This is a genomic window from Streptomyces sp. BK340, assembly GCF_007827595.1.
GTDB lineage: Bacteria > Actinomycetota > Actinomycetes > Streptomycetales > Streptomycetaceae > Streptomyces.
Genome location: NZ_VISR01000013.1, coordinates 92,062 through 111,900, shown reverse-complemented (window position 1 = coordinate 111,900; position 19,839 = coordinate 92,062). Strand labels below are relative to the sequence as shown.

19 protein-coding genes are annotated in these 19,839 nt (G+C 70.1%); 12 read left to right on the top strand and 7 right to left on the bottom strand.

Annotation, left to right across the window (positions count from 1 at the left end; all coding sequences use genetic code 11):
* Positions 1 to 118 precede the first annotated feature (118 nt).
* From FB157_RS23190 to FB157_RS23160, 7 genes are all read left to right on the top strand, one after another.
* Positions 119 to 1,537, top strand: coding sequence for an amino acid permease (locus FB157_RS23190; protein WP_145882530.1), 1,419 nt, complete (start codon positions 119 to 121; stop codon positions 1,535 to 1,537).
* A gap of 144 nt (positions 1,538 to 1,681) precedes the next feature.
* The gene (locus tag FB157_RS23185; RefSeq protein WP_145882529.1) at positions 1,682 to 2,104 is read left to right on the top strand and encodes a Mov34/MPN/PAD-1 family protein; all 423 of its coding nucleotides are present in this window, start codon (positions 1,682 to 1,684) and stop codon (positions 2,102 to 2,104) included.
* Positions 2,105 to 2,183: 79 nt separating this feature from the next.
* On the top strand, positions 2,184 to 2,279 hold the full coding sequence (locus FB157_RS49450; protein WP_315903834.1) for a putative leader peptide: 96 nt from the start codon (positions 2,184 to 2,186) through the stop codon (positions 2,277 to 2,279).
* Between the two features lie 119 nt (positions 2,280 to 2,398).
* Entirely contained in the window at positions 2,399 to 2,677 is a 279-nt protein-coding gene (locus FB157_RS23175) for a MoaD/ThiS family protein (protein ID WP_145882527.1), read from the top strand.
* Between the two features lie 7 nt (positions 2,678 to 2,684).
* Positions 2,685 to 3,635, top strand: coding sequence for a PLP-dependent cysteine synthase family protein (locus FB157_RS23170; protein ID WP_145882526.1), 951 nt, complete (start codon positions 2,685 to 2,687; stop codon positions 3,633 to 3,635).
* 261 nt (positions 3,636 to 3,896) lie between these two features.
* Entirely contained in the window at positions 3,897 to 5,966 is a 2,070-nt protein-coding gene (locus tag FB157_RS23165) for a putative Ig domain-containing protein (protein WP_145882525.1), read from the top strand.
* Between the two features lie 130 nt (positions 5,967 to 6,096).
* Complete coding sequence (locus tag FB157_RS23160; RefSeq protein WP_145882524.1) at positions 6,097 to 6,561, top strand: hypothetical protein; 465 nt, start codon at positions 6,097 to 6,099, stop codon at positions 6,559 to 6,561.
* On the opposite strand, the gene FB157_RS23155 is transcribed toward FB157_RS23160, so the two are convergent.
* A complete protein-coding gene (locus tag FB157_RS23155; RefSeq protein WP_145882523.1) occupies positions 6,558 to 7,016 on the bottom strand; it encodes a type II toxin-antitoxin system PemK/MazF family toxin in 459 nt (152 codons plus the stop codon). The two genes, FB157_RS23160 and FB157_RS23155, sit on opposite strands and share 4 nt — an antisense overlap.
* Before the next feature lie 241 nt (positions 7,017 to 7,257).
* Between FB157_RS23155 and FB157_RS23150 the strand changes: the two genes are divergently transcribed.
* Positions 7,258 to 8,010 carry an MBL fold metallo-hydrolase gene (locus FB157_RS23150; RefSeq protein ID WP_145882522.1) on the top strand — a complete coding sequence of 251 codons (753 nt, stop codon included), beginning with the start codon at positions 7,258 to 7,260 and terminating at the stop codon, positions 8,008 to 8,010.
* Positions 8,011 to 8,088: 78 nt separating this feature from the next.
* Here FB157_RS23150 and FB157_RS23145 read toward each other — a convergent pair whose 3' ends face one another.
* Positions 8,089 to 9,354, bottom strand: coding sequence for a PTS transporter subunit EIIC (locus FB157_RS23145; protein ID WP_145882521.1), 1,266 nt, complete (start codon positions 9,352 to 9,354; stop codon positions 8,089 to 8,091).
* 230 nt (positions 9,355 to 9,584) lie between these two features.
* Positions 9,585 to 10,874, bottom strand: a complete 1,290-nt coding sequence (locus FB157_RS23140) for a PTS transporter subunit EIIC (protein WP_145882520.1) — start codon at positions 10,872 to 10,874, stop codon at positions 9,585 to 9,587.
* Positions 10,875 to 11,060: 186 nt separating this feature from the next.
* Here FB157_RS23140 and FB157_RS23135 point away from each other — a divergent pair, with 186 nt between their 5' ends.
* The 3 genes from FB157_RS23135 to FB157_RS23125 all read left to right on the top strand — a co-directional run bounded on the left by FB157_RS23135 (position 11,061) and on the right by FB157_RS23125 (position 12,643).
* Positions 11,061 to 11,294, top strand: coding sequence for a glucose PTS transporter subunit EIIB (locus tag FB157_RS23135; RefSeq protein ID WP_069780600.1), 234 nt, complete (start codon positions 11,061 to 11,063; stop codon positions 11,292 to 11,294).
* Positions 11,295 to 11,380: 86 nt separating this feature from the next.
* Positions 11,381 to 12,118 (top strand): ribonuclease PH, encoded by a 738-nt coding sequence (gene rph, locus FB157_RS23130; protein WP_145882519.1) that lies wholly within the window; start codon positions 11,381 to 11,383, stop codon positions 12,116 to 12,118.
* Between the two features lie 123 nt (positions 12,119 to 12,241).
* Positions 12,242 to 12,643, top strand: coding sequence for a hypothetical protein (locus FB157_RS23125; protein ID WP_145882518.1), 402 nt, complete (start codon positions 12,242 to 12,244; stop codon positions 12,641 to 12,643).
* A gap of 78 nt (positions 12,644 to 12,721) precedes the next feature.
* On the opposite strand, the gene FB157_RS23120 is transcribed toward FB157_RS23125, so the two are convergent.
* From FB157_RS23120 to FB157_RS23105, 4 genes are all read right to left on the bottom strand, one after another.
* Positions 12,722 to 13,417 (bottom strand): DUF1707 domain-containing protein, encoded by a 696-nt coding sequence (locus tag FB157_RS23120; RefSeq protein WP_145882517.1) that lies wholly within the window; start codon positions 13,415 to 13,417, stop codon positions 12,722 to 12,724.
* A 74-nt stretch (positions 13,418 to 13,491) separates the two neighbouring features.
* Positions 13,492 to 14,499 carry an ATP-binding cassette domain-containing protein gene (locus FB157_RS23115; protein WP_145882516.1) on the bottom strand — a complete coding sequence of 336 codons (1,008 nt, stop codon included), beginning with the start codon at positions 14,497 to 14,499 and terminating at the stop codon, positions 13,492 to 13,494.
* Positions 14,457 to 15,224, bottom strand: a complete 768-nt coding sequence (locus FB157_RS23110) for an ABC transporter permease (RefSeq protein ID WP_186581655.1) — start codon at positions 15,222 to 15,224, stop codon at positions 14,457 to 14,459. Before FB157_RS23110 ends, FB157_RS23115 begins: the two co-directional genes overlap by 43 nt.
* A gap of 49 nt (positions 15,225 to 15,273) precedes the next feature.
* A complete protein-coding gene (locus FB157_RS23105; protein WP_145882514.1) occupies positions 15,274 to 16,074 on the bottom strand; it encodes an ABC-2 family transporter protein in 801 nt (266 codons plus the stop codon).
* A gap of 1,222 nt (positions 16,075 to 17,296) precedes the next feature.
* Here FB157_RS23105 and FB157_RS23100 point away from each other — a divergent pair.
* Positions 17,297 to 19,837 carry a transglycosylase domain-containing protein gene (locus tag FB157_RS23100; RefSeq protein WP_186581654.1) on the top strand — a complete coding sequence of 847 codons (2,541 nt, stop codon included), beginning with the start codon at positions 17,297 to 17,299 and terminating at the stop codon, positions 19,835 to 19,837.
* Positions 19,838 to 19,839 lie beyond the last annotated feature (2 nt).

Here is a 19,839-nt window from a genome sequence, read left to right as displayed (position 1 = left end):
TCGGCCAGGCACGAGCGGGCTCGCGAAACCCGCTCAGCTCCATCAATCCGGGGGGATCGAAACCCGATCCGAGGCCGACGAAAGGCCCGGGTCGGCATGGAGAAAGGCGCACCACGACATGACCTCTGAGAGGGTCACCGAAGCCCCTGAGGAGGGCTACGAGCGCGGGCTCGGCAGCCGCCAGGTCCAGATGATCGCGATCGGCGGCGCCATCGGCGTCGGTCTGTTCCTCAAGGCCGGGGCCAACATCGAGAAGGCGGGCCCCAGCCTCATCCTGATGTACGCCCTCGCAGGCGTGATCATCTTCTTCATCATGCGAGCCCTGGGCGAGCTTCTGCTCTACCGCCCGGTCTCCGGTTCGTTCGCGGACTACTCCCGCGAGTTCCTCGGCCCGTTCTTCGGCTACTTCACGGCCTGGACGTACTGGCTGATGTGGGTGGTCACCGGCATGGCCGAGCTGACGGCCGCCGCGATCTACATCAACTACTGGTTCCCGTCCGTTCCACAGTGGGTGACGGCACTCGTCTTCCTGGTGGTCCTCTTCGGGGTGAACCTGATCTCCGTGAAGCTCTTCGGCGAGCTGGAGTTCTGGTTCTCGATGGTCAAGGTCACCGCCCTGATCGGCATGATCGTGATCGGTCTCGGTGTGCTCACCTTCGGCTTCAGCGCCGCCGGTGACACCGCGTCCGTCTCCAACCTGTGGCAGTTCGACGGCTTCTTCCCCAAGGGCATCGGCTCCTCGCTGATGACCCTGCAGGGCGTGATGTTCGCCTACCTCGCCGTCGAGCTGGTCGGCGTCACCGCGGGCGAGTCCGAGAACCCGGAGAAGACCCTCCCGAAGGCCATCAACACGCTGCCCTGGCGCATCGGCCTGTTCTACGTCGGTGCCCTCACCGTCATCCTGTGCGTGGTGAAGTGGACCGAGTTCACCGAGGGCGTCAGTCCCTTCGTGAAGGCCTTCGCCATGATCGGCATCCCGGCCGGCGCCGGCATCGTCAACTTCGTGGTGCTCACCGCGGCCCTGTCGTCCTGCAACTCGGGCATGTACTCCACCGGCCGCATGCTGCGCACCCTGGCCGACAACGGCGAGGCCCCGCGGGCCTTCTCGAAGCTGTCGGCGTCCAAGACCCCGGCGCTCGGCATCACCGTCTCGGTGCTGTTCATGGGCATCGGCGTGGTGCTGAACTACGTCGTCCCGGAGAAGGCGTTCGGCTACGTCACCTCCGTCGCCACCGCGGCCGGCATCTGGACCTGGCTGATGATCCTGGTCAGCCACGTCCTGTACCGCCGCGCGGTCGACGCGGGCCGGCTGCCCGCCTCGTCCTTCCCGGCGCCGGGCGGTGCGGTGTGCTCGTACATCGCCATCGCGTTCCTGCTCTTCGTCACCGGCCTGATCGCCTACGACGCCGACTCCCGCGTCTGCCTGTACGTGATGGCGGTCTGGGCGGTCGCGCTCGGCATCGGCTGGCTGTTCCTGAAGAACCGCACGCCTCAGATCACCGACCGGCGTGAGCCGGAGCTGGAACAGGTGGGCTGACCACCGGGGAGACCATCCCCAGGACGTCCGGCCGCCGGGAGTACTCGTGGCACTCCCGGAGGCCGCCGCTCAGGACGTCCATCATGCGGGCCGTCCCGTACCACACCTCGGTACGGGACGGCCCCTCTGCTTATCCTGGCGGACATGCTGACCATCACCCAGGCCCTCGTCGACCAGATCGTCGCGCACGCGCGCAAGGACCACCCCGACGAGGCGTGCGGCGTCGTCGCGGGCCCGGCCGGTTCGGACCGCCCCGAGCGCTTCGTCCCGATGCTGAACGCGGCCATGTCGCCCACGTTCTACGAGTTCGACTCCGGCGACCTCCTCAAGCTCTACCGCGAGATGGACGACCGGGACGAGGAGCCGGTGGTGATCTACCACTCGCACACGGCGACGGAGGCGTACCCGTCCCGCACCGACATCTCGTACGCGAACGAGCCCGGCGCCCACTACGTCCTGGTGTCCACCGCCGACACCGACGGACTCGGCGACTTCCAGTTCCGCTCCTACCGCATCGTGGAAGGCGAGGTCACGGAGGAGGAGGTCAAGGTCGTGGAGGCCTACTGATCCCGCGATTCGGTCAGAATTCATCCACCATCTGAGATCACACTCTGGGAGCGGGACCGGGAATCGATACGATGAGCCCATGGTTCTGAACGACGTGAGCGAGATGACGCCGGGCATTCTGCTCGTGGCGCGGCTGCACGTCGACCTGTGCAGGCTGAACAGCGCCATCTGTTGACGTTCCCCGCCGCCGCACGGCCGTGCCGCGGCGCTCACCCGGTGCCGAACGCCTGGGGGGACCCGGGCGCGCCCACACCGATTCGACGAACCAACCCTTTCCGACAGGAGCCCGCAACCATGGCCATCGAGGTCCGCATCCCGACCATCCTCCGCCAGTACACCGACGGTCAGAAGGCGGTGGAGGGCAGCGGTGAGACCCTCGCCGACCTGTTCACCGACCTCGAGACCCGGCACGCGGGCATCCAGGCCCGCATCGTGGACAACGGCCAGCTGCGCCGCTTCGTCAACGTGTACCTGAACGACGAGGACGTCCGCTTCGTCGACGGCATCGACACCAAGCTGACCGACGGCGACACCGTGACGATCCTGCCGGCCGTGGCCGGCGGCATGGCCTGAGACCGGCATGCGCTACGACTCCCCGCTGGCCGCGGTGGGCAACACCCCCTTGGTGCGCCTGCCGCGGCTGTCGCCGTCCCCGGACGTCCGTATCTGGGCCAAGCTGGAGGACCGCAACCCGACCGGCTCGGTCAAGGACCGCCCGGCCCTGCACATGATCGAGCAGGCGGAGAAGGACGGCCGGCTCACCCCGGGCTGCACGATCCTGGAGCCGACCTCCGGCAACACGGGCATCTCCCTGGCCATGGCGGCGAAGCTCAAGGGCTACCGCATGGTGTGCGTGATGCCCGAGAACACCTCGCAGGAACGCCGGGACCTGCTCGGCATGTGGGGCGCCGAGATCATCTCCTCACCGGCCGCGGGCGGCTCCAACACCGCCGTGCGCGTGGCCAAGGAGCTGGCCGCCGAGCACCCCGACTGGGTGATGCTCTACCAGTACGGCAACCCGGACAACGCGGGCGCCCACTACGCGACGACGGGTCCGGAGATCCTCGCCGACCTGCCCTCCATCACCCACTTCGTCGCGGGCCTCGGCACCACCGGCACCCTCATGGGCGTCGGCCGCTACCTGCGCGAGCACAAGCCGGACGTGAAGATCGTCGCCGCCGAACCGCGCTACGACGACCTGGTCTACGGCCTGCGCAACCTCGACGAGGGCTTCGTACCGGAGCTGTACGACGCCTCCGTGCTCACCACCCGCTTCTCGGTCGGCTCGGCCGACGCGGTCACCCGCACCCGTGAACTCCTGCAGCAGGAGGGCATCTTCGCGGGTGTCTCCACCGGCGCCGCACTGCACGCGGCGATCGGCGTCGGCAGGAAGGCGGTGCAGGCCGGCGAGAGCGCCGACATCGTCTTCATCGTGGCCGACGGCGGCTGGAAGTACCTCTCCACCGGCGTCTACACGGCGGCCACCACCGAGGAGGCCATCGAGACGCTCCAGGGCCAGCTCTGGGCGTAGCACGCCTCAAGCGCACGTCAGCCCCCTCCTATGAGGGGGCCAATCCCATCCTATGGAGGGGCAAAGAATTACCTCCGGTACTGCCGGTGGCTCTCCGGCCGGGGCTACGGTCCTCCCGCACCCTGTCATGTCACGCTCACTCGACATGCGGGACGCCTGAAGTGTCATGCTCATGACTGCGCGGTACTGCCGCCGCTACGCGCGTCAAGGGCCTGCCCAACCAGTGCGAGAAACCCCACTTCCCCATGGAGGCAGTACCCCATGCGTGAGTCACGCCCGAGCGGGCGGACACGGAGTCTTCGAAGACTCGTCTCCGTCGCCCTCCCCACCCTCGCCCTGACCGTCGCCGGACTGGCCGCGGCGCCGGTGGCCGGGGCCCAGGCCGCCGCCGCTCCCGCGCCCCACATCTCGCGGGCCGCGCAGAACGCCAAGGCCCTGACCGCACCCGAGCGCCAGATCTTCCACTCGACCGGCAAGGCCGGGCAGAAGGTCCCGACGACCCATCTGTGCGCCACCGCCGAGCCGGGCCACGCGTCCTGCTTCGCCCAGCGGCGCACCGACATCAAGCAGCGGCTCGCCTCGGCGCTCGCCGCCGCCGCACCCTCCGGCCTCTCCCCGGCCAATCTGCACAGCGCCTACAACCTGCCCTCGACGGGCGGCTCCGGCCTGACCGTTGCCATCGTCGACGCCTACAACGACCCCAACGCCGAGTCGGACCTGGCCACTTACCGCTCCACCTACGGCCTGTCCGCGTGCACCAAGGCCAACGGCTGCTTCAAGCAGGTCAGCCAGACCGGCTCCACCACCTCGCTGCCGACCAACGACACCGGCTGGGCCGGTGAAGAGGCGCTCGACCTCGACATGGTCAGCGCGGTCTGCCCGAACTGCAGCATCGACCTGGTCGAGGCGAACTCCGCGAACGACACCGACCTCGGCATCGCCGAGAACGAGGCCGTCACGCTGGGCGCCAAGGTCGTCTCCAACAGCTGGGGCGGCTCCGAGTCCTCCTCGCAGACCAGCGAGGACACCCAGTACTTCAAGCACCCGGGCGTCGCCATCACCGTCTCCTCCGGTGACTCCGCCTACGGCGCCGAGTACCCGGCGACCTCCCAGTACGTGACCGCCGTCGGCGGCACCGCGCTCTCCACCGCCTCCAACTCCCGTGGCTGGAGCGAGTCGGTGTGGCACACCAGCTCCACCGAGGGCACCGGCTCCGGCTGCTCGGCGTACGACCCGAAGCCGAGCTGGCAGACCGACAGCGGCTGCTCCAAGCGCATGGAGGCCGACGTCTCCGCGGTCGCCGACCCGGCCACCGGCGTGGCGGTCTACGACACCTACGGCGGCTCCGGCTGGGCGGTCTACGGCGGCACCAGCGCCTCCGCCCCGATCGTCGCCGGCGTGTACGCCCTCGCGGGCACCCCGGGTTCCGGCGACTACCCGGCGAAGTACCCGTACTCCCACACGAGCAACTTGTACGACGTGACCAGCGGCAGCAACGGCTCCTGCTCCACCTCGTACTTCTGCACCGCGGGCACCGGCTACGACGGCCCGACCGGCTGGGGCACCCCGAACGGCACCACCGCCTTCACCGCCGGCACCAGCACCGGCAACACGGTGTCCGTCACCAACCCGGGCAGCCAGTCGACCACCACCGGCGGCTCGGCCGGCCTGCAGATCCACGCCACCGACAGCGCGGGCGCGACCCTGACCTACAGCGCCTCCGGCCTGCCGACCGGTCTGTCCATCAACAGCTCCTCCGGCCTGATCTCCGGTACGGCGTCCACCGCGGGCACCTACCAGGTCACGGTCACCGCCACCGACTCCACCGGCGCCTCCGGCTCGACCTCCTTCACCTGGACGGTCGGCTCCTCCGGCGGCACCTGCACCTCGGCCCAGCTGCTCGGCAACGCGGGCTTCGAGTCGGGCAACACCACCTGGACCGCGAGCAGCGGCGTCATCACCAACGACTCCGGTGAGGCCGCGCACGGCGGTTCCTACAAGGCCTGGCTCGACGGTTACGGCTCCTCGCACACCGACACGCTGTCCCAGTCGGTGACCGTCCCGGCCGGCTGCAAGGCCAGCTTCACCTTCTACCTGCACATCGACACCGCCGAGACCGGCAGCACCGCGTACGACAAGCTGACCGTGACCGCCGGTTCGACCACCCTGGCGACGTACTCGAACGTCAACGCCGCCTCCGGGTACGCGCAGAAGACCTTCGACCTGTCCTCGTTCGCGGGTCAGACGGTCACCCTGAAGTTCAGCGGGGTGGAGGACTCCTCCCTGCAGACCAGCTTCGTCGTGGACGACACCGCCCTGACGACCAGCTGATCCTTACGGCAATCGGATCCCGTACCCGGAAGAAGGCGTTCCGGGTGCGGGATCCGTCCGTGCCGGTGGTACGTCTCATCTGCACCAGGAGACCGGCAGGCCGGCCGGTCACGGCAGAAAGGCGGACCCCATGCGCCGTACGACGACCGTCGCCCTCGCGGCGGCAGCGCTGCTGCTCGCGGGCTGCGGCTCCCAGAACGGCGGGGGCACCGGCAGCGGCAGCGGTGACAACGGCAAGGTGTCGCCCTCGGCGTCGGCCCCTTCGTCCGGCAGCGGCTGCGTCACCCACGTGGAGCTGACCGCCGCCGACAACGGCCGTACCGTCTGCCTGGCCAAGGGTGGCGAGCTGCGGCTCACCCTCGACGGGACCAGGAGCCGCCCCTGGAAGCCGGTAGCGGCGAGCGGCACCGCCCTCAAGGCGATCAACGCGGGCTTCGTCCTCCAGCCGGGCGACGCGAGCGCCGCCTACCAGGCGGTGGCGGCCGGAAAGGCCGAGCTGACGTCCTCCCGCCCGCTGTGCCCCGAGCCCACGGCCTCCGGCCAGGTCTCCTGCAAGGGCATCGAGGAGTGGAGGGCCACCGTGACGGTCAGCTAGCCGGCGAGGTGTCTGACCTGGTCCCACAGGACCGGGTCGACCACGCCCACCCGGCGGCGGAAGTCCCACACCGGGACCTCCCGCAGCTCGTCCGTCTGCAGGAAGCTGGGCCGGCCGTGGGCGTCGCCGACGGCGCCGGGCGGCAGCGGGATCACCCCGGCGCGCTCGTCGTGGTACTTGCTGGTGATCTTCGCGACCGTGGCCCGGTCGCCGCGCACGGCCAGCACCAGACAGGGCCGGTCCTTGATCTCGGATCGGTCCTCGTAGGGCACGTTCGCCCACCAGATGTCCCCCGGGTGCGGACGTGTCGTCACCCGGGCCCGGCCGCCGGGGCGCCCGGGCGGCCGCAGCCTGCGCCCGCCGGGACGGCGGCCCCGGCCCCAGCCGTCGACGAGCGTGGCGACCAGCGCGAGCAGCACCACCGCCGCGAGCGCCAGCCACCATGACGTGTCCATACGGACGACGTTACCGGCGTGCGCTTGGCGGCGCGCGCCCTCTTGTGAGCTACCTGCGCCCCCGGTCCAGCCGAACCGGTGACAGCACAGGTGAGTTCGCCCACAACGGCCCCTGGCGGAGGAGCGACCGGCCCTTTTGCGCCTTACGCTCGACGAACCGCACGACCCCCGTCTGCTCCCTTCCCGACCCCTCTCCCCGGATCCCGCCCATCGGTTTCCCGCCTACGGAGGTTTCTGCTTCATGAAGCTCACCGTCGTCGGCTGCTCGGGGTCGTTCCCGTCCGCGGAATCGGCCTGTTCGAGCTACCTCGTAGAGGCCGACGGCTTCCGGCTGCTCCTCGACATGGGCAATGGCGCCCTCGGAGAGTTGCAGCGTCACTGCGGTCTCTACGACCTCGACGCCATCTTCCTGAGCCATCTGCACGCCGATCATTGCATCGACATGTGCGCGTACTTCGTCGCGCGCTACTACCGTCACGACGGCGGCCGCTGCGGCCCGATCCCGGTCTACGGCCCCGAGGGCACCGAGCACCGTCTGACCACGGCGTACGCCGACACCCCCTCCGCCTCCTCCATGAGCGAGGTCTTCGACTTCCACACGGTCAAGCCGTCCACGTTCGAGATCGGCCCGTTCACCGTGCACACCGAGCGGGTCCGGCACCCCGTGGAGGCGTACGCCATCCGCATCGAACACGGCGGGAAGTCCCTGACGTACTCCGGCGACACGGGCGTCAGCGAGGCGCTGGACGAGCTGGCCCGGGACACCGACCTGTTCCTGTGCGAGGCGGCGTTCACGCACGGCAAGGAGAACATCCCCGACCTGCACCTCAACGGCCGTGAGGCGGGCGAGGCGGCGGCCCGCGCGGGCGCCCGCAGGCTGGTCCTCACCCACATCCCGCCGTGGACGGACCCGCAGGTCAACCTCGCGGACGCGCGCGAGGTCTTCGCGGGGCCGGTGGAGCTGGCCGCGCCGCGGGTCACGTACGAGATCTGACCCCGCCCCCGGACAACGCGAAGGCCCCCGGAGCCGGCACGGCTCCGGGGGCCTTCGCGTTGTCCGGGGCCGGCCGGCCTACTTGGCCTCGGCCTTCTGCAGTTCGGCGAGTTCCTCGTCGGACTCGCGGCCCGGCGTGGGCAGGTTGAACTTGATGATCGCGAAGCGGAAGACCGCGTAGTAGACCACCGCGAAGCACAGGCCGACCACGACCAGCCCCAGCGGGTTGCTCGCGATGCCGAAGTTCAGACCGAAGTCGACCGCGCCGGCCGAGAACCCGAAGCCGTCCCGCATGCCCAGCGACCAGGTCAGCGCCATGGAGACACCGGTGAGGACCGCGTGGATGGCGTACAGGACCGGCGCGATGAACATGAAGGTGAACTCGATCGGCTCGGTGACGCCGGTGACGAAGCTGGTCAGCGCGAGCGAGAACATCATGCCGCCGACCACCTTGCGGCGCTCCGGGCGGGCGCAGTGCACGATGGCGAGGCAGGCGGCCGGGAGACCGAACATCATGATCGGGAAGAAGCCGGTCATGAACTGGCCCGCGTGCGGGTCACCGGCCAGGAAGCGCGCGATGTCACCGCTCTTGCCGTGGTACTCGCCCGCCTGGAACCACGGGAAGGAGTTCAGCAGGTGGTGCATGCCGATCGGGATCAGCGCACGGTTGGCGACACCGAAGATGCCCGCGCCGACGGCGCCCGAGCCCACCAGCCACTCGCCGAAGTTGTGCAGGCCCGTGCCGAGGACCGGCCAGATGTAGCCGAAGACGATGCCGATGAGCAGGCCCGCGAAGGCGGACAGGATCGGGACGAGGCGGCGGCCGCCGAAGAAGCCCGCCCAGTCGGGCAGCTTGGTGCGGTAGAAGCGCTGGTACAGCAGAGCCACGACGATGCCCATCACCACGCCGCCGAGGACCTTGGCGTCGACCGGGGCGTTCACCATCTGGACCTTGCCGTCGACGACCGTCGCGATCTTCGGCAGGTTCTTGTCGGTGAACGTGGCGAGCACGTTCTTGAAGACCAGGTAGCCGACCACCGCGGCGAGCGCGGTCGAGCCGTCCGACTTCTTCGCGAAGCCGATCGCGATGCCCACGGCGAACAGCAGCGCCATGTTGTCGAGGATCGCGTTGCCGCCGGCCGCCATGAAGGAGGCGATCTTCGTCAGGAACGCCGGGTAGTTCGGGTCGCCCAGCATGTCCGTGTTGCCCAGACGCACCAGGAGGGCGGCGGCGGGGAGCACCGCCACCGGCAGCATCAGGGAGCGGCCGATGCGCTGTAGCACAGCCATCGCCCCGGCGCCCTTCTTCTTCTCCGCCGCGGGAGCGGCGCTGGCCGTGGTCACAAGTTCCTCCAGGAGGGCAAGGCGCCGCCCGGGAACCATGGAAGGGGACGGCAGCGTCTCTGGTCTACACCACTTAGTGGTGTAGACCTGTTGTACACGATGAAGGCGGCATAAGGAACCCGTGAATCCGCTGTCGTGGGATTACGCGCCGTGCTGGTCACCGGGCCCGTCGGCGGGGACGCCGAAAGACCCCCGGACCATCGGTCCCGGGGCCTTTCTCGGACGGGGCGTCAGACCTTCGTGACGTCCTCGACCTGGTCCTCGGGTTCGCGGCCGGGTGTTCTGAGGTCGAACTTCGTGATGGCGAACCGGAAGACGACGTAGTAGACGGCCGCGAAGCACAGACCGATCGGGATGATCAGCCACGGTTTGGTGGCCAGGTTCCAGTTGATGACGTAGTCGATGAGACCGGCCGAGAAGCTGAAGCCGTCGTGCACCCCGAGCCCCCAGGTCACCGCCATCGACACCCCGGTGAGCACCGCGTGGACCACGTACAGCAGGGGCGCGATGAACATGAACGAGTACTCGATCGGCTCGGTGATGCCGGTCACGAACGAGGTCAGCGCCACCGAGAGCATCAGACCGCCCACCTCCTTGCGGCGGTTCGGCCGCGCGCAGTGGGTCATCGCCAGCGCGGCCGCCGGCAGCGCGAACATCATGATCGGGAAGAAGCCCGAGGTGAACTGGCCCGCGTGCGGGTCGCCCGCCAGGAACATGTTGATGTCGCCGTGCACGACCTTCCCGTCGGGTGTCGTGTAACTGCCGAACTGGAACCAGATGGGCACGTTCAGGAACTGGTGCAGGCCGATGACGAGCAGCCCCCGGTTCGCGACGCCGAAGACGCCCGCGCCCCACGACCCCGCGTCCCGCAGCCAGTGGCTGAAGCTCTCCAGGGCGTCGCCGACCGGCGGCCAGACCCACAGGCACACCGCCGCGAAGGCGATGGCGACGAACGACATGATGATCGGGACCAGGCGGCGGCCGTTGAAGAAGCCCAGCCAGTCCACCAGTTTGGTGCGGTGGAAGCGGGCCCAGAAGAACGCGGCCAGCAGACCCAGGACGATGCCGCCGAAGACACCCGGGTTCTGGAACGTGAAGGTGGACACCGTCCCTGCCTGGACCTGGCAGCCGACGTCCGGGATCGTCCTCGAGCCGGCCGGGCACTGCTCCGGGAACTGGTGCAGCACGCCGTAGTAGACGAGGAAGCCCGCCACCGCCGCGAGGGCCGTCGAGCCGTCCGACTTGCGGGCCATGCCGATCGCGACGCCCACACAGAACAGCAGCGGAAGGCCGATCGAGCTGTCCAGCAGCGCGCCGCCCGCCCCCTTCATCACCTTCGACAGGTCCGTCCAGCCCAGGCCGTCGGACCCGAACACGTCCGGCTGCCCCAGCCGGTTCAGGATGCCCGCCGCCGGCAGCACCGCGATCGGCAGCTGGAGGCTGCGGCCCATCTTCTGCAGGCCCTGGAAGAGGGTGTGCCAGCGGGCGCGCGCGGGGCTGACCGTGCTGTCGGCGCTCATGGACGTCCTCCCGGGCCGCTCGACTCGGACGCGGTTTGTCGACCGTACCGGCTGTGGTGTAGACCAGTTGGCGGACGGTTCCGCTGTCGTGATCGCCATCCTTCGGCACGCGCGGCATGACCGCTCGCAAAGATGGGCCAACTGTGGGTTACTGCGACAAAGCGGTTCTTATCAGGGAGAAGGAACATGGCCAGCAAGGCTGAGAAGATCGTCGCCGGCCTCGGCGGAATCGACAACATCGAGGAGATCGAGGGCTGCATCACCCGGCTGCGCACCGAGGTCTCGGACCCCTCGCTGGTCGACGAGACCGCCCTGAAGGCCGCCGGCGCCCACGGCGTCGTCAAGATGGGCACCGCCATCCAGGTCGTCATCGGCACCGACGCCGACCCGATCGCCGCGGAGATCGAAGACATGATGTGAGACCCCGTTCGAGCCGGGGTCACCTGTAAGGGGTTCTTCCCACCGTGGGAGGAGCCCCTTCCGTCACTCCCGATAGGCTCGTGGCCATGTCTCGAATCGACGGCCGCACTCCCGAACAGCTCCGCCCGGTCACCATCGAACGCGGCTGGAGCAAGCACGCCGAGGGCTCCGTCCTCGTCTCCTTCGGCGACACCAAGGTCTTCTGCACCGCCTCGGTCACCGAAGGCGTCCCGCGCTGGCGCAAGGGCAGCGGCGAGGGCTGGGTCACCGCGGAGTACGCCATGCTGCCCCGCGCCACCAACACCCGCGGCGACCGGGAATCCGTCAAGGGCAGGATCGGTGGCCGCACCCACGAGATCTCCCGCCTCATCGGCCGCTCCCTGCGCGCCGTCATCGACTACAAGGCGCTCGGCGAGAACACCATCGTCCTCGACTGCGACGTCCTCCAGGCCGACGGCGGCACGCGCACGGCGGCCATCACCGGCGCCTACGTCGCCCTCGCCGACGCGATCTCCTGGGCCCAGGGCAGGAAGCTCATCAAGGCCGGCCGCCAGCCGCTGACCGGCACGGTGTCGGCCGTCTCCGTCGGCATCGTCGGCGGCGTGCCCCTCCTCGACCTCTGCTACGAGGAGGACGTGCGCGCCGAGACCGACATGAACGTCGTCTGCACCGGCGACGGCCGCTTCGTCGAGGTCCAGGGCACCGCCGAGGCCGAGCCCTTCGCCCGCGAGGAACTGAACGCCCTGCTCGACCTCGCCGTCACCGGCTGCACCGAGCTGACCGCGATCCAGAAGGCCGCGCTGGCCGCCACGCTCGAAAAGTAAAGGACGTACCAACACTCGGGGGTGCGGCAGGGCAACCCCCGCCCGCTCCCCGACGTCCGTATGGGTACGGGCGTACGACCACCACCGTGCGCCCGGCCAGCCACCAGGGGAGGGAACACCACCATGGCCGCCAGCCGACGCCGAGGCCGTCTCACCGCCGTCGCCGCCGTCATAGCGACCGCCGCGCTCACCGCCGGCCTCACCACCGGCTGCGACGCCGTGAACAAGGCCCTCGACTGCGTGCAGACCGCCGACTCCATCGCCGACAGCGTCACCGATCTCCAGCAGGCCGTGGAGAACGCCTCGAACGACCCGACGCAGCTCGACCAGTCCCTCGCCTCGATCGACAAGAACCTCGACAAGATCGGCGACAAGACCGACAACGCCGACGTCAACAAGGCGGTCGACAACCTGAACAAGGCCGTGGACAACGTCCGTACGGCGATCAAGAACGGCGACAACACGCCCGACGTCAGCCCGGTGACGGACGCGGCGGGCGAACTGACGAAGGTCTGCACGTCGTAGGCGCCTTCCCGAGGGAGGGGGCGCGGACGAGGCCCGGGGCACAGCCCCGGGGACGTCAGCCCCCACCCCGGGGACGCATCACCCCTCGAGCCCGCGCCGCTCCTTGCGGTCCAGCCGCTCCTGGCGCCGCTGCTCCTTCAGCCGCTGCCGCTCCGCCCGGGGCACCTTGCGCTCCACGCCGACCCCGCCCCAGAAGGCGAAGCCGCCGATGACCACCCGCGGCGCGCCCGGCTCGGCCCGCTCGTCGCCCCTGGGGTGCTCGAAGCCCCCCATGACACCGATCCCGCGGACGACGACCTCGACACCCGGCGGCACGGTCACCTGCACCCCGCCCATGATCGCCACACAGTTGATGTGGACCTCGCGGTCCGCGAAGTCCGCCTCCCGCAGGTCGATCTCGCCGCCGCCCCAGAAGGCGAAGGCGGTGAACTTCTTCGGCACCGTCCAGCGGCCCTTGCGCTGGAAGCCGGACATGACGGCGACCGCCCCCGTGGACGAGCCCTCACCCCCGACGATCCGCCCGGCCCAACTCCCGCTCTCCACCGGCTCCTTGGTGAAGGAGACCGGAGCGGGCGCCACGGCCCCGCTGGCCGGCAGGTCACGGGTGATCGGCGTCAGCTCGGCGTACGTACGCGCCTTGTACGTCGCCTCCAGCCGCTCCTCGAACTCCTCCATGTCCAGCCGCCCCTCGGCGAGGGCGTCCCGCAGGACCTCGGAGACCCGCTCACGGTCGGCGTCGGAGGCACGGAGTTCCGGCACTGCGTCGTCGGTCATGGCAGAAGCCTACGAGAAGATGCCCGCGAAGAGTTGCCCACGAGATGCCCAGGAGATGCCCAGCGAGAAGACGCCTACGAGACCGCCTTCTCGGCGTACATCTTCGCGATGACGGCCTCGATGTCCGGCTCCCGCACCGACAGGTCGACCAGTGGATACTCGGCCGCGACCGCCGCCACCAGCGGCGCCGCCGACTGCCCCGCCGGGAACGCCAGCCACTGCCGCGGCCCCTCCACCCGCACCACCCGGCACGACGGCACCTCGATCGGCGGCAACTCCCGCTCCAGGTCCACCACCAGCGTCCGCTCGCCCTCCCCGGCCTCGTGCAGCCCGGCGAGCGGACCGTCGTACATCAGCCGCCCGTGGTCGATCACCATCACCCGCGAGCACACCTGCTCGATGTCCTGCAGATCGTGCGTCGTCAGCAGCACCGTCGTACCGCGCTCGGCGTTCAGCTCCCGCAGGAAGCCCCGTACCTTCGCCTTCGACACCACGTCCAGGCCGATCGTCGGCTCGTCCAGGTACAGCACCTCCGGATCGTGCAGCAGGGCCGCCGCGATGTCACCGCGCATCCGCTGGCCCAGCGACAGCTGCCGCACCGGTACGTCCAACAGCGGCTCCAGCTCCAGCAGTTCCACGCAGCGGTCCAGATTCTCCCGGTAACGGGCGTCCGGGATGCGGTACATGCGGTGCGCCAGCCGGTAGGAGTCGATCAGCGGCAGGTCCCACCACAGTGTCGTCCGCTGCCCGAACACCACCCCGATCCGGTGCGCCAGCCGCGTGCGCTCCCGCGAGGGATCGATCCCCGCCACCCGCAGCCGGCCCGCGCTCGGCATCAGGATGCCGGTCAGCATCTTGATCGTCGTCGACTTGCCGGCGCCGTTCGGACCGATGTAGCCGACCATCTCACCGCGCGCCACGGTGAAGGAGATCGAGTCCACCGCCCGCACCTGCCGCCGCTCCCGCTTCAGGAACCCGGTCCTCCTGCGCACCTCGAAGACCTTCTCGACCCCGGCCACCTCGATGAACGCGTCCACCGCTAACTCCCTGTACTCCGATACGACCGAAGGCCCACCCGCCACGCCAGCCCCGCCGCCACGCAGCACACCGCCGCCACCAGCGGCGGCGCGAACGCCGCCCACCGTGGCACGCCGTCCAGCGGATAGGGCTGCCCCAGCACATAGGCCGCCGGCACCCAGTTGACGAAGGCCAGCGGGAGCATGAACGTCACCCCGCGCACCAACTCCTTGCCGAACACCGTCGGCGGGTACTGCAACAGCGTCTGGCCGCCGTACGTGAACGCGCTCTGCACCTCGGACGCGTCCTGCGCCACGAACTGGAAGGCCGCCCCCGCCACGAGCACCGCGGAGAAGATCACCCCGCCGCAGACCAGCATCCCCGGCACCATCAGCACCTTGACCGGCGTCCAGCCGATGTCCGACGCGACCAGCGCATAGCCCAGCACCAGCGCCCCCTGCATGATCCGGCTGATCCGGCGCAGCGCGAACCGGTCGGCGGCGACCTGCGCCAGCACCGGCGCGGGCCGCACCAGCAGGGTGTCGAGCGTGCCGTCGCGCACCCGGCTGCCCAGCCGGCCCGCCGAACCGATCGCCAGGTCCGCGAGCCCGAACGAGGTCGCCGACAGCCCGTACAGGAACGCGATCTCGGGCAGCGACCAGCCGCCGAGCACGTCGACCCGCGAGAACATCAGCAGGATCGACACGAAGTCGAGACCGGTCACCAGCAGACCGCCGACCACGGTCATGACGAAGGACACCCGGTAGGTCAGCGTGGAGCGGATCCACATCCCGGAGATCAGCCGGTAGGCGCGCAGCCCCTCGGCCAGGGCGTTGTACTCAGCCACCCTGCACCACCACCCGTCGCGCCGCCGCCGTCTGCACCAGCCGCCCGGCCGCCAGCAGCACCACCGCCCACGCCGCCTGGAAGACGAAGGCCGGCAGCGGGTCGGCCTCGCCCATCAGCACGTCCGCGGGCACCTGGAGCTGCGCCGCCCACGGCAGCACCCGTACGACCTCACCGAGCGTCCCCGGGAAGGCGTTCAGCGGGAGAGTCATCCCCGAGCAGAAAATGCCGAGGATCATCAGCGCCTGAAGCGCCCCCGTACCGTCCAGCAGCCAGAACCCGGTCAGCGCCACCAGGTAGCGGATCCCGAAACTGACGATCATCGCGAGCGCCACGGAGACCAGGAAGGCCAGCCACCTGCCCGGATCGTCCGGGAGCGCCGTCGGGAACACGAGCGCCCCGAAGGCGAACGGAACCACCCCGCGCCCGAGCAGCTGGAACAGCGCCCGGCCCAAATCGTTCGCGAGCCACCACACTTGCAGATCCGCCGGCCGGTACAGATCGATCGCGACCTCACCCGTACGGATGCGTTCCATGAACTCGGTCTCGAAGCCGCCCCCCTGAATCGCCAGCGTCGCGTACAGTGCCTGCCCCAGCCACACGAAGGTGACCGCCTGCGCCTGGTCATAGCCTCCGAGGTGCGGTTTCTCGTCCCACAGCGCCAGGTAGGTGTAGACGAGAATCAGTCCGAAGACCGTGTTGGTGAACACCCCTGCCGCAGTGGCCGCCCGATACGTCGCGTACCGTCTGAATCCCCCCGCCGCGACGGCCACGTACAACCGTCCCGCGCCCACGCCAGTCGACCTCCCTGGACCGCTCGACACCGAAGCGCAGGAGCCTAGTCCGGAGGCCCGGCGACCGGCCACGCATTTTCCGCCCCGGATGCGTGCCGGAATCCGGGAACGGAACGCCAGGTGCGAGAGTCTTCAAACCGGGGGCGCAGAAGGCGTACGAGGCGTACGGGAAACGTACGACGCGAAACAGGAGTCCGTGCACGAGATGAGCGACGAGCCGCAGCCGCAGCAGCACACCAAGGGCGGGGCACCAGACGAACCGCTGCCGGCTGAAGTGTCCGGAGAGCCGGGGTCCACCACCCGCGGCCGCGAGGAGCGGACTCCGAAGACGCCCGACAGCGAGACCGCCGCCGAGAAGGACGGGTCCGTGGAGAACCGTCCGGGTCCGGCCGCCGGGTCGGTCCGGGATGCCGGTGCCGGTGCCGGTGCCGGTGCCGTTTCCGATCAGGCCGCGCGGGCTCGCCGGGCGGCTCAGGCGAGCCGTGCGGGGAGGACGGAAGGCCGGGGACTCCAGGTGGGTGCGGAGGCCGAGGAGTCCCCGAAGCCTCAGAAGCCCCAGTCGGCCGTGGAGCCGCAGGGCTCTGACGGGTCCCGTCGGCCCGAGGGGCCTGAGGCGTCCGACAGGTCGCAGGCGTCCGGGAAGACCCAGGGGGCCGAGAAGTCCCCGGCAGCCGGGAACGCCCAGGGTGCCGAGAAGTCCCAGGGTTCTGCCGAGTTCCGCCCCTTCGACAAGGCCAAGGGCTCCCAGGCGTCCGCGGGGTCGCGGCTCCCGGGGCAGTCGCAGGGCCCGGCGAAGTCCGGCGAGCCCCAGAAGCAGGGCGACCCTGCCACGACGTCCCAGCGGGCCTCGGTGCCCCAGCAGTCCGGGCGGACCCAGGCGGGCGACGGTTCGCACGAGTCCGAGCAGCCCAACGCAGCGGAGAGCACCCAGGTCCTCCGGCGTATCAAGGCACCCCGCGCTTCCCAGGAGGGGAACCAGGCGGCCGCCGCCTCCCAGGCCTCCGGCGAGGCTCCGGCTCCCGCCGAGACCACTCAGGTCCTCCGCCGCGTCAAGGCTCCCGGCAAGGCCGAGTCGACCCAGCAGAGCCAGTCGGCCCAGCAGAGCCAGCAGAGCCAGTCGGCCCAGCAGAGCCAGTCGACCCGGCCGACCCGGCCGACCCGGCCGAGCCGGCCCGGCAAGGGGAGCGCCGCCGCTGCGGCCGCCGCCGCGAGCGGTGCCGCCATGGCCGCCGGTGCCTCCGCGGCTGCCGCCCCGAAGCCCCCGGCCGGTGCTGCCGCCGCGGCCGGAGCCGCAGCCGGCGCTGCATCCGCAGCCGGCGCCCGCGCCACCTCCACCGCCCGAACCCCCGACGAGCCCGCCACCCCCCTCGCTGACAGCGGCGCCCCCGGCGCCCCCGGCGGCCCCGGAGGTCCCGACGGTCCCGGCGGCGGCAAGGGCAAGAAGCCCAAGCGGCCCAAGCGGACCGGATGGCGGCGGATCATCCCCACCTGGCGGATGGTGCTCAGCACCTTCGTGATCGGCGTCCTGCTGATCATCGGCCTCTTCTTCCTCGGCTACTCGCTCGTGAAGATCCCGCCGGCCAACGCCCTCGCCACCAAGCAGAGCAACGTCTACCTCTACGCCGACGGCTCCCAGCTCGCCCGCGACGGCACGATCAACCGCGAGAACGTCGACCTCTCCCAGGTCTCCAAGGACGCCCAGCACGCCGTCCTGGCAGCCGAGGACCGCGACTTCTACACCGAGTCCGCCGTCGACCCCAAGGCCATGCTCCGCGCCGCCTGGAACACCGCCACGGGCAAGGGCAGGCAGTCCGGCTCGACGATCACCCAGCAGTACGTGAAGAACTACTACCTGGCCCAGGAACAGACGGTCACCCGTAAGGCCAAGGAGTTCTTCATCTCGATGAAGCTGGACCGCAACAAGTCCAAGGCCGACATCCTCGAGGGCTACCTCAACACCAGCTACTTCGGCCGCAACGCCTACGGCATCCAGGCCGCCGCCCAGGCCTACTACGGCCGGGACGCCGCCGAGCTCGACCCGGCCCGCGCCGCCTACCTCGCCGCCCTCGTCAACGCGCCGAGCGAGTACGACGTCGTGGCCCACCCCGAGAACAAGTCCGCCGCCCTCGCGCGCTGGAACTACGTCCTGGACGGAATGGTCAAGAAGGGCTGGCTCAGCGAGACCAAGCGCGCCGGCATGAAGTTCCCCATGCCGAAGGAGCAGACCATCTCCACCGGTCTCTCCGGCCAGCGCGGCTACCTCGTCGAGGCGGTCAAGCACTACCTGACCACCAACAACATCATCGACCCCGACAAGCTGGCCCTGGGCGGCTACCGCATCACCACCACCATCCAGAAGGACAAACAGGACGCCTTCGTCAAGGCCGTCGACGACCAGTTGATGTCCAAGCTGGACAAGAAGAACAACAAGGTCGACAACGCCGTCCGCGCCGGCGGCGCCTCCGTCGACCCCAAGACCGGCAAGGTCGTCGCCATGTACGGCGGCGTCGACTACGTGAAGCAGTACACCAACGGCGCCACCCGCGGTGACTTCCAGGTCGGCTCCACCTTCAAGCCGTTCGTGTTCACCTCCGCGGTCCAGAACGGCTCGACCACCCAGGACGGCCAGACCATCACCCCGAACACCTACTACGACGGCACCAACAAGCGGCCCGTCCAGGGCTGGAGCGGCGGCCCCTACGCCCCCGAGAACGAGGACTCCAAGTCCTACGGCGACATCACCGTCCGCAAGGCCACCGACCTGTCGGTGAACTCCGTGTACGCGCAGATGGCCGTCGACGTCGGCCCGTCCAAGGTCAAGCAGACCGCCGTGGCACTCGGCGTCCCCGCCGACACCAAGGACCTCCAGCCCTACCCCTCCATCGCCCTCGGCACCGCCACCGCCAGCGTCCTGGACATGGCGGAGTCGTACGCGACCCTCGCCAACCACGGCAAGCACGGCACGTACACCATGATCGAGAAGATCACCAAGGCCGGCACCGACGAGGTCAAGCTCCCCGACGAGTCCGTCAAGCAGGCCGTCAGCCGCGAGGCCGCCGACACCACCACCTCCATCCTGCAGAGCGTGGTCCAGTCCGGCACCGCCACCGCCGCCCAGGCCGCCGGCCGCCCCGCCGCCGGCAAGACCGGCACCGCCGAGGAGGACACCGCCGCCTGGTTCGCGGGCTACACCCCCGACCTCGCCACGGTCGTCTCCGTCATGGGCCAGGACCCGGTCACCGCGGCCCACAAGCCGCTGTACGGCGCGATGGGCCTGCCGCGCATCAACGGCGGCGGCGCGCCCACCCAGATCTGGGCCCAGTTCACCAAGGACGCCCTCAAGGGCAAGCCGGCCACCGAGTTCGACCTCCAGCTGCAGCAGGGCGCCGAAGTCCAGGCACCCGGCACGCAGGCCCCGACCAACGGTGCCACGACCACCGGCGGCCAGGACAACGGCGGCGCCGACACCACCGGCGGCCACGACAACGGCGGCCCGACCGGCACCCCCACCAACGGCACCACCACCGGCGGTCAGGACACCGGCGGCCAGGACACCGGCGGCACCCCCGGCGGCGGCACCACCACGGACGGCGGCGGTACGACCACCACCGGCGGAGACACCACCGGGGGCGACACGGCCGGCGGCACCACGGCCGGCGGCCCGACCACCGGCGGAGGCACACCCGCCGGAGGCACGACCACGGGCGGCGGCACACCCGGTGGCACCACAGGCACCACCGGCGACGCCGGAGGCCAACCCTAGGA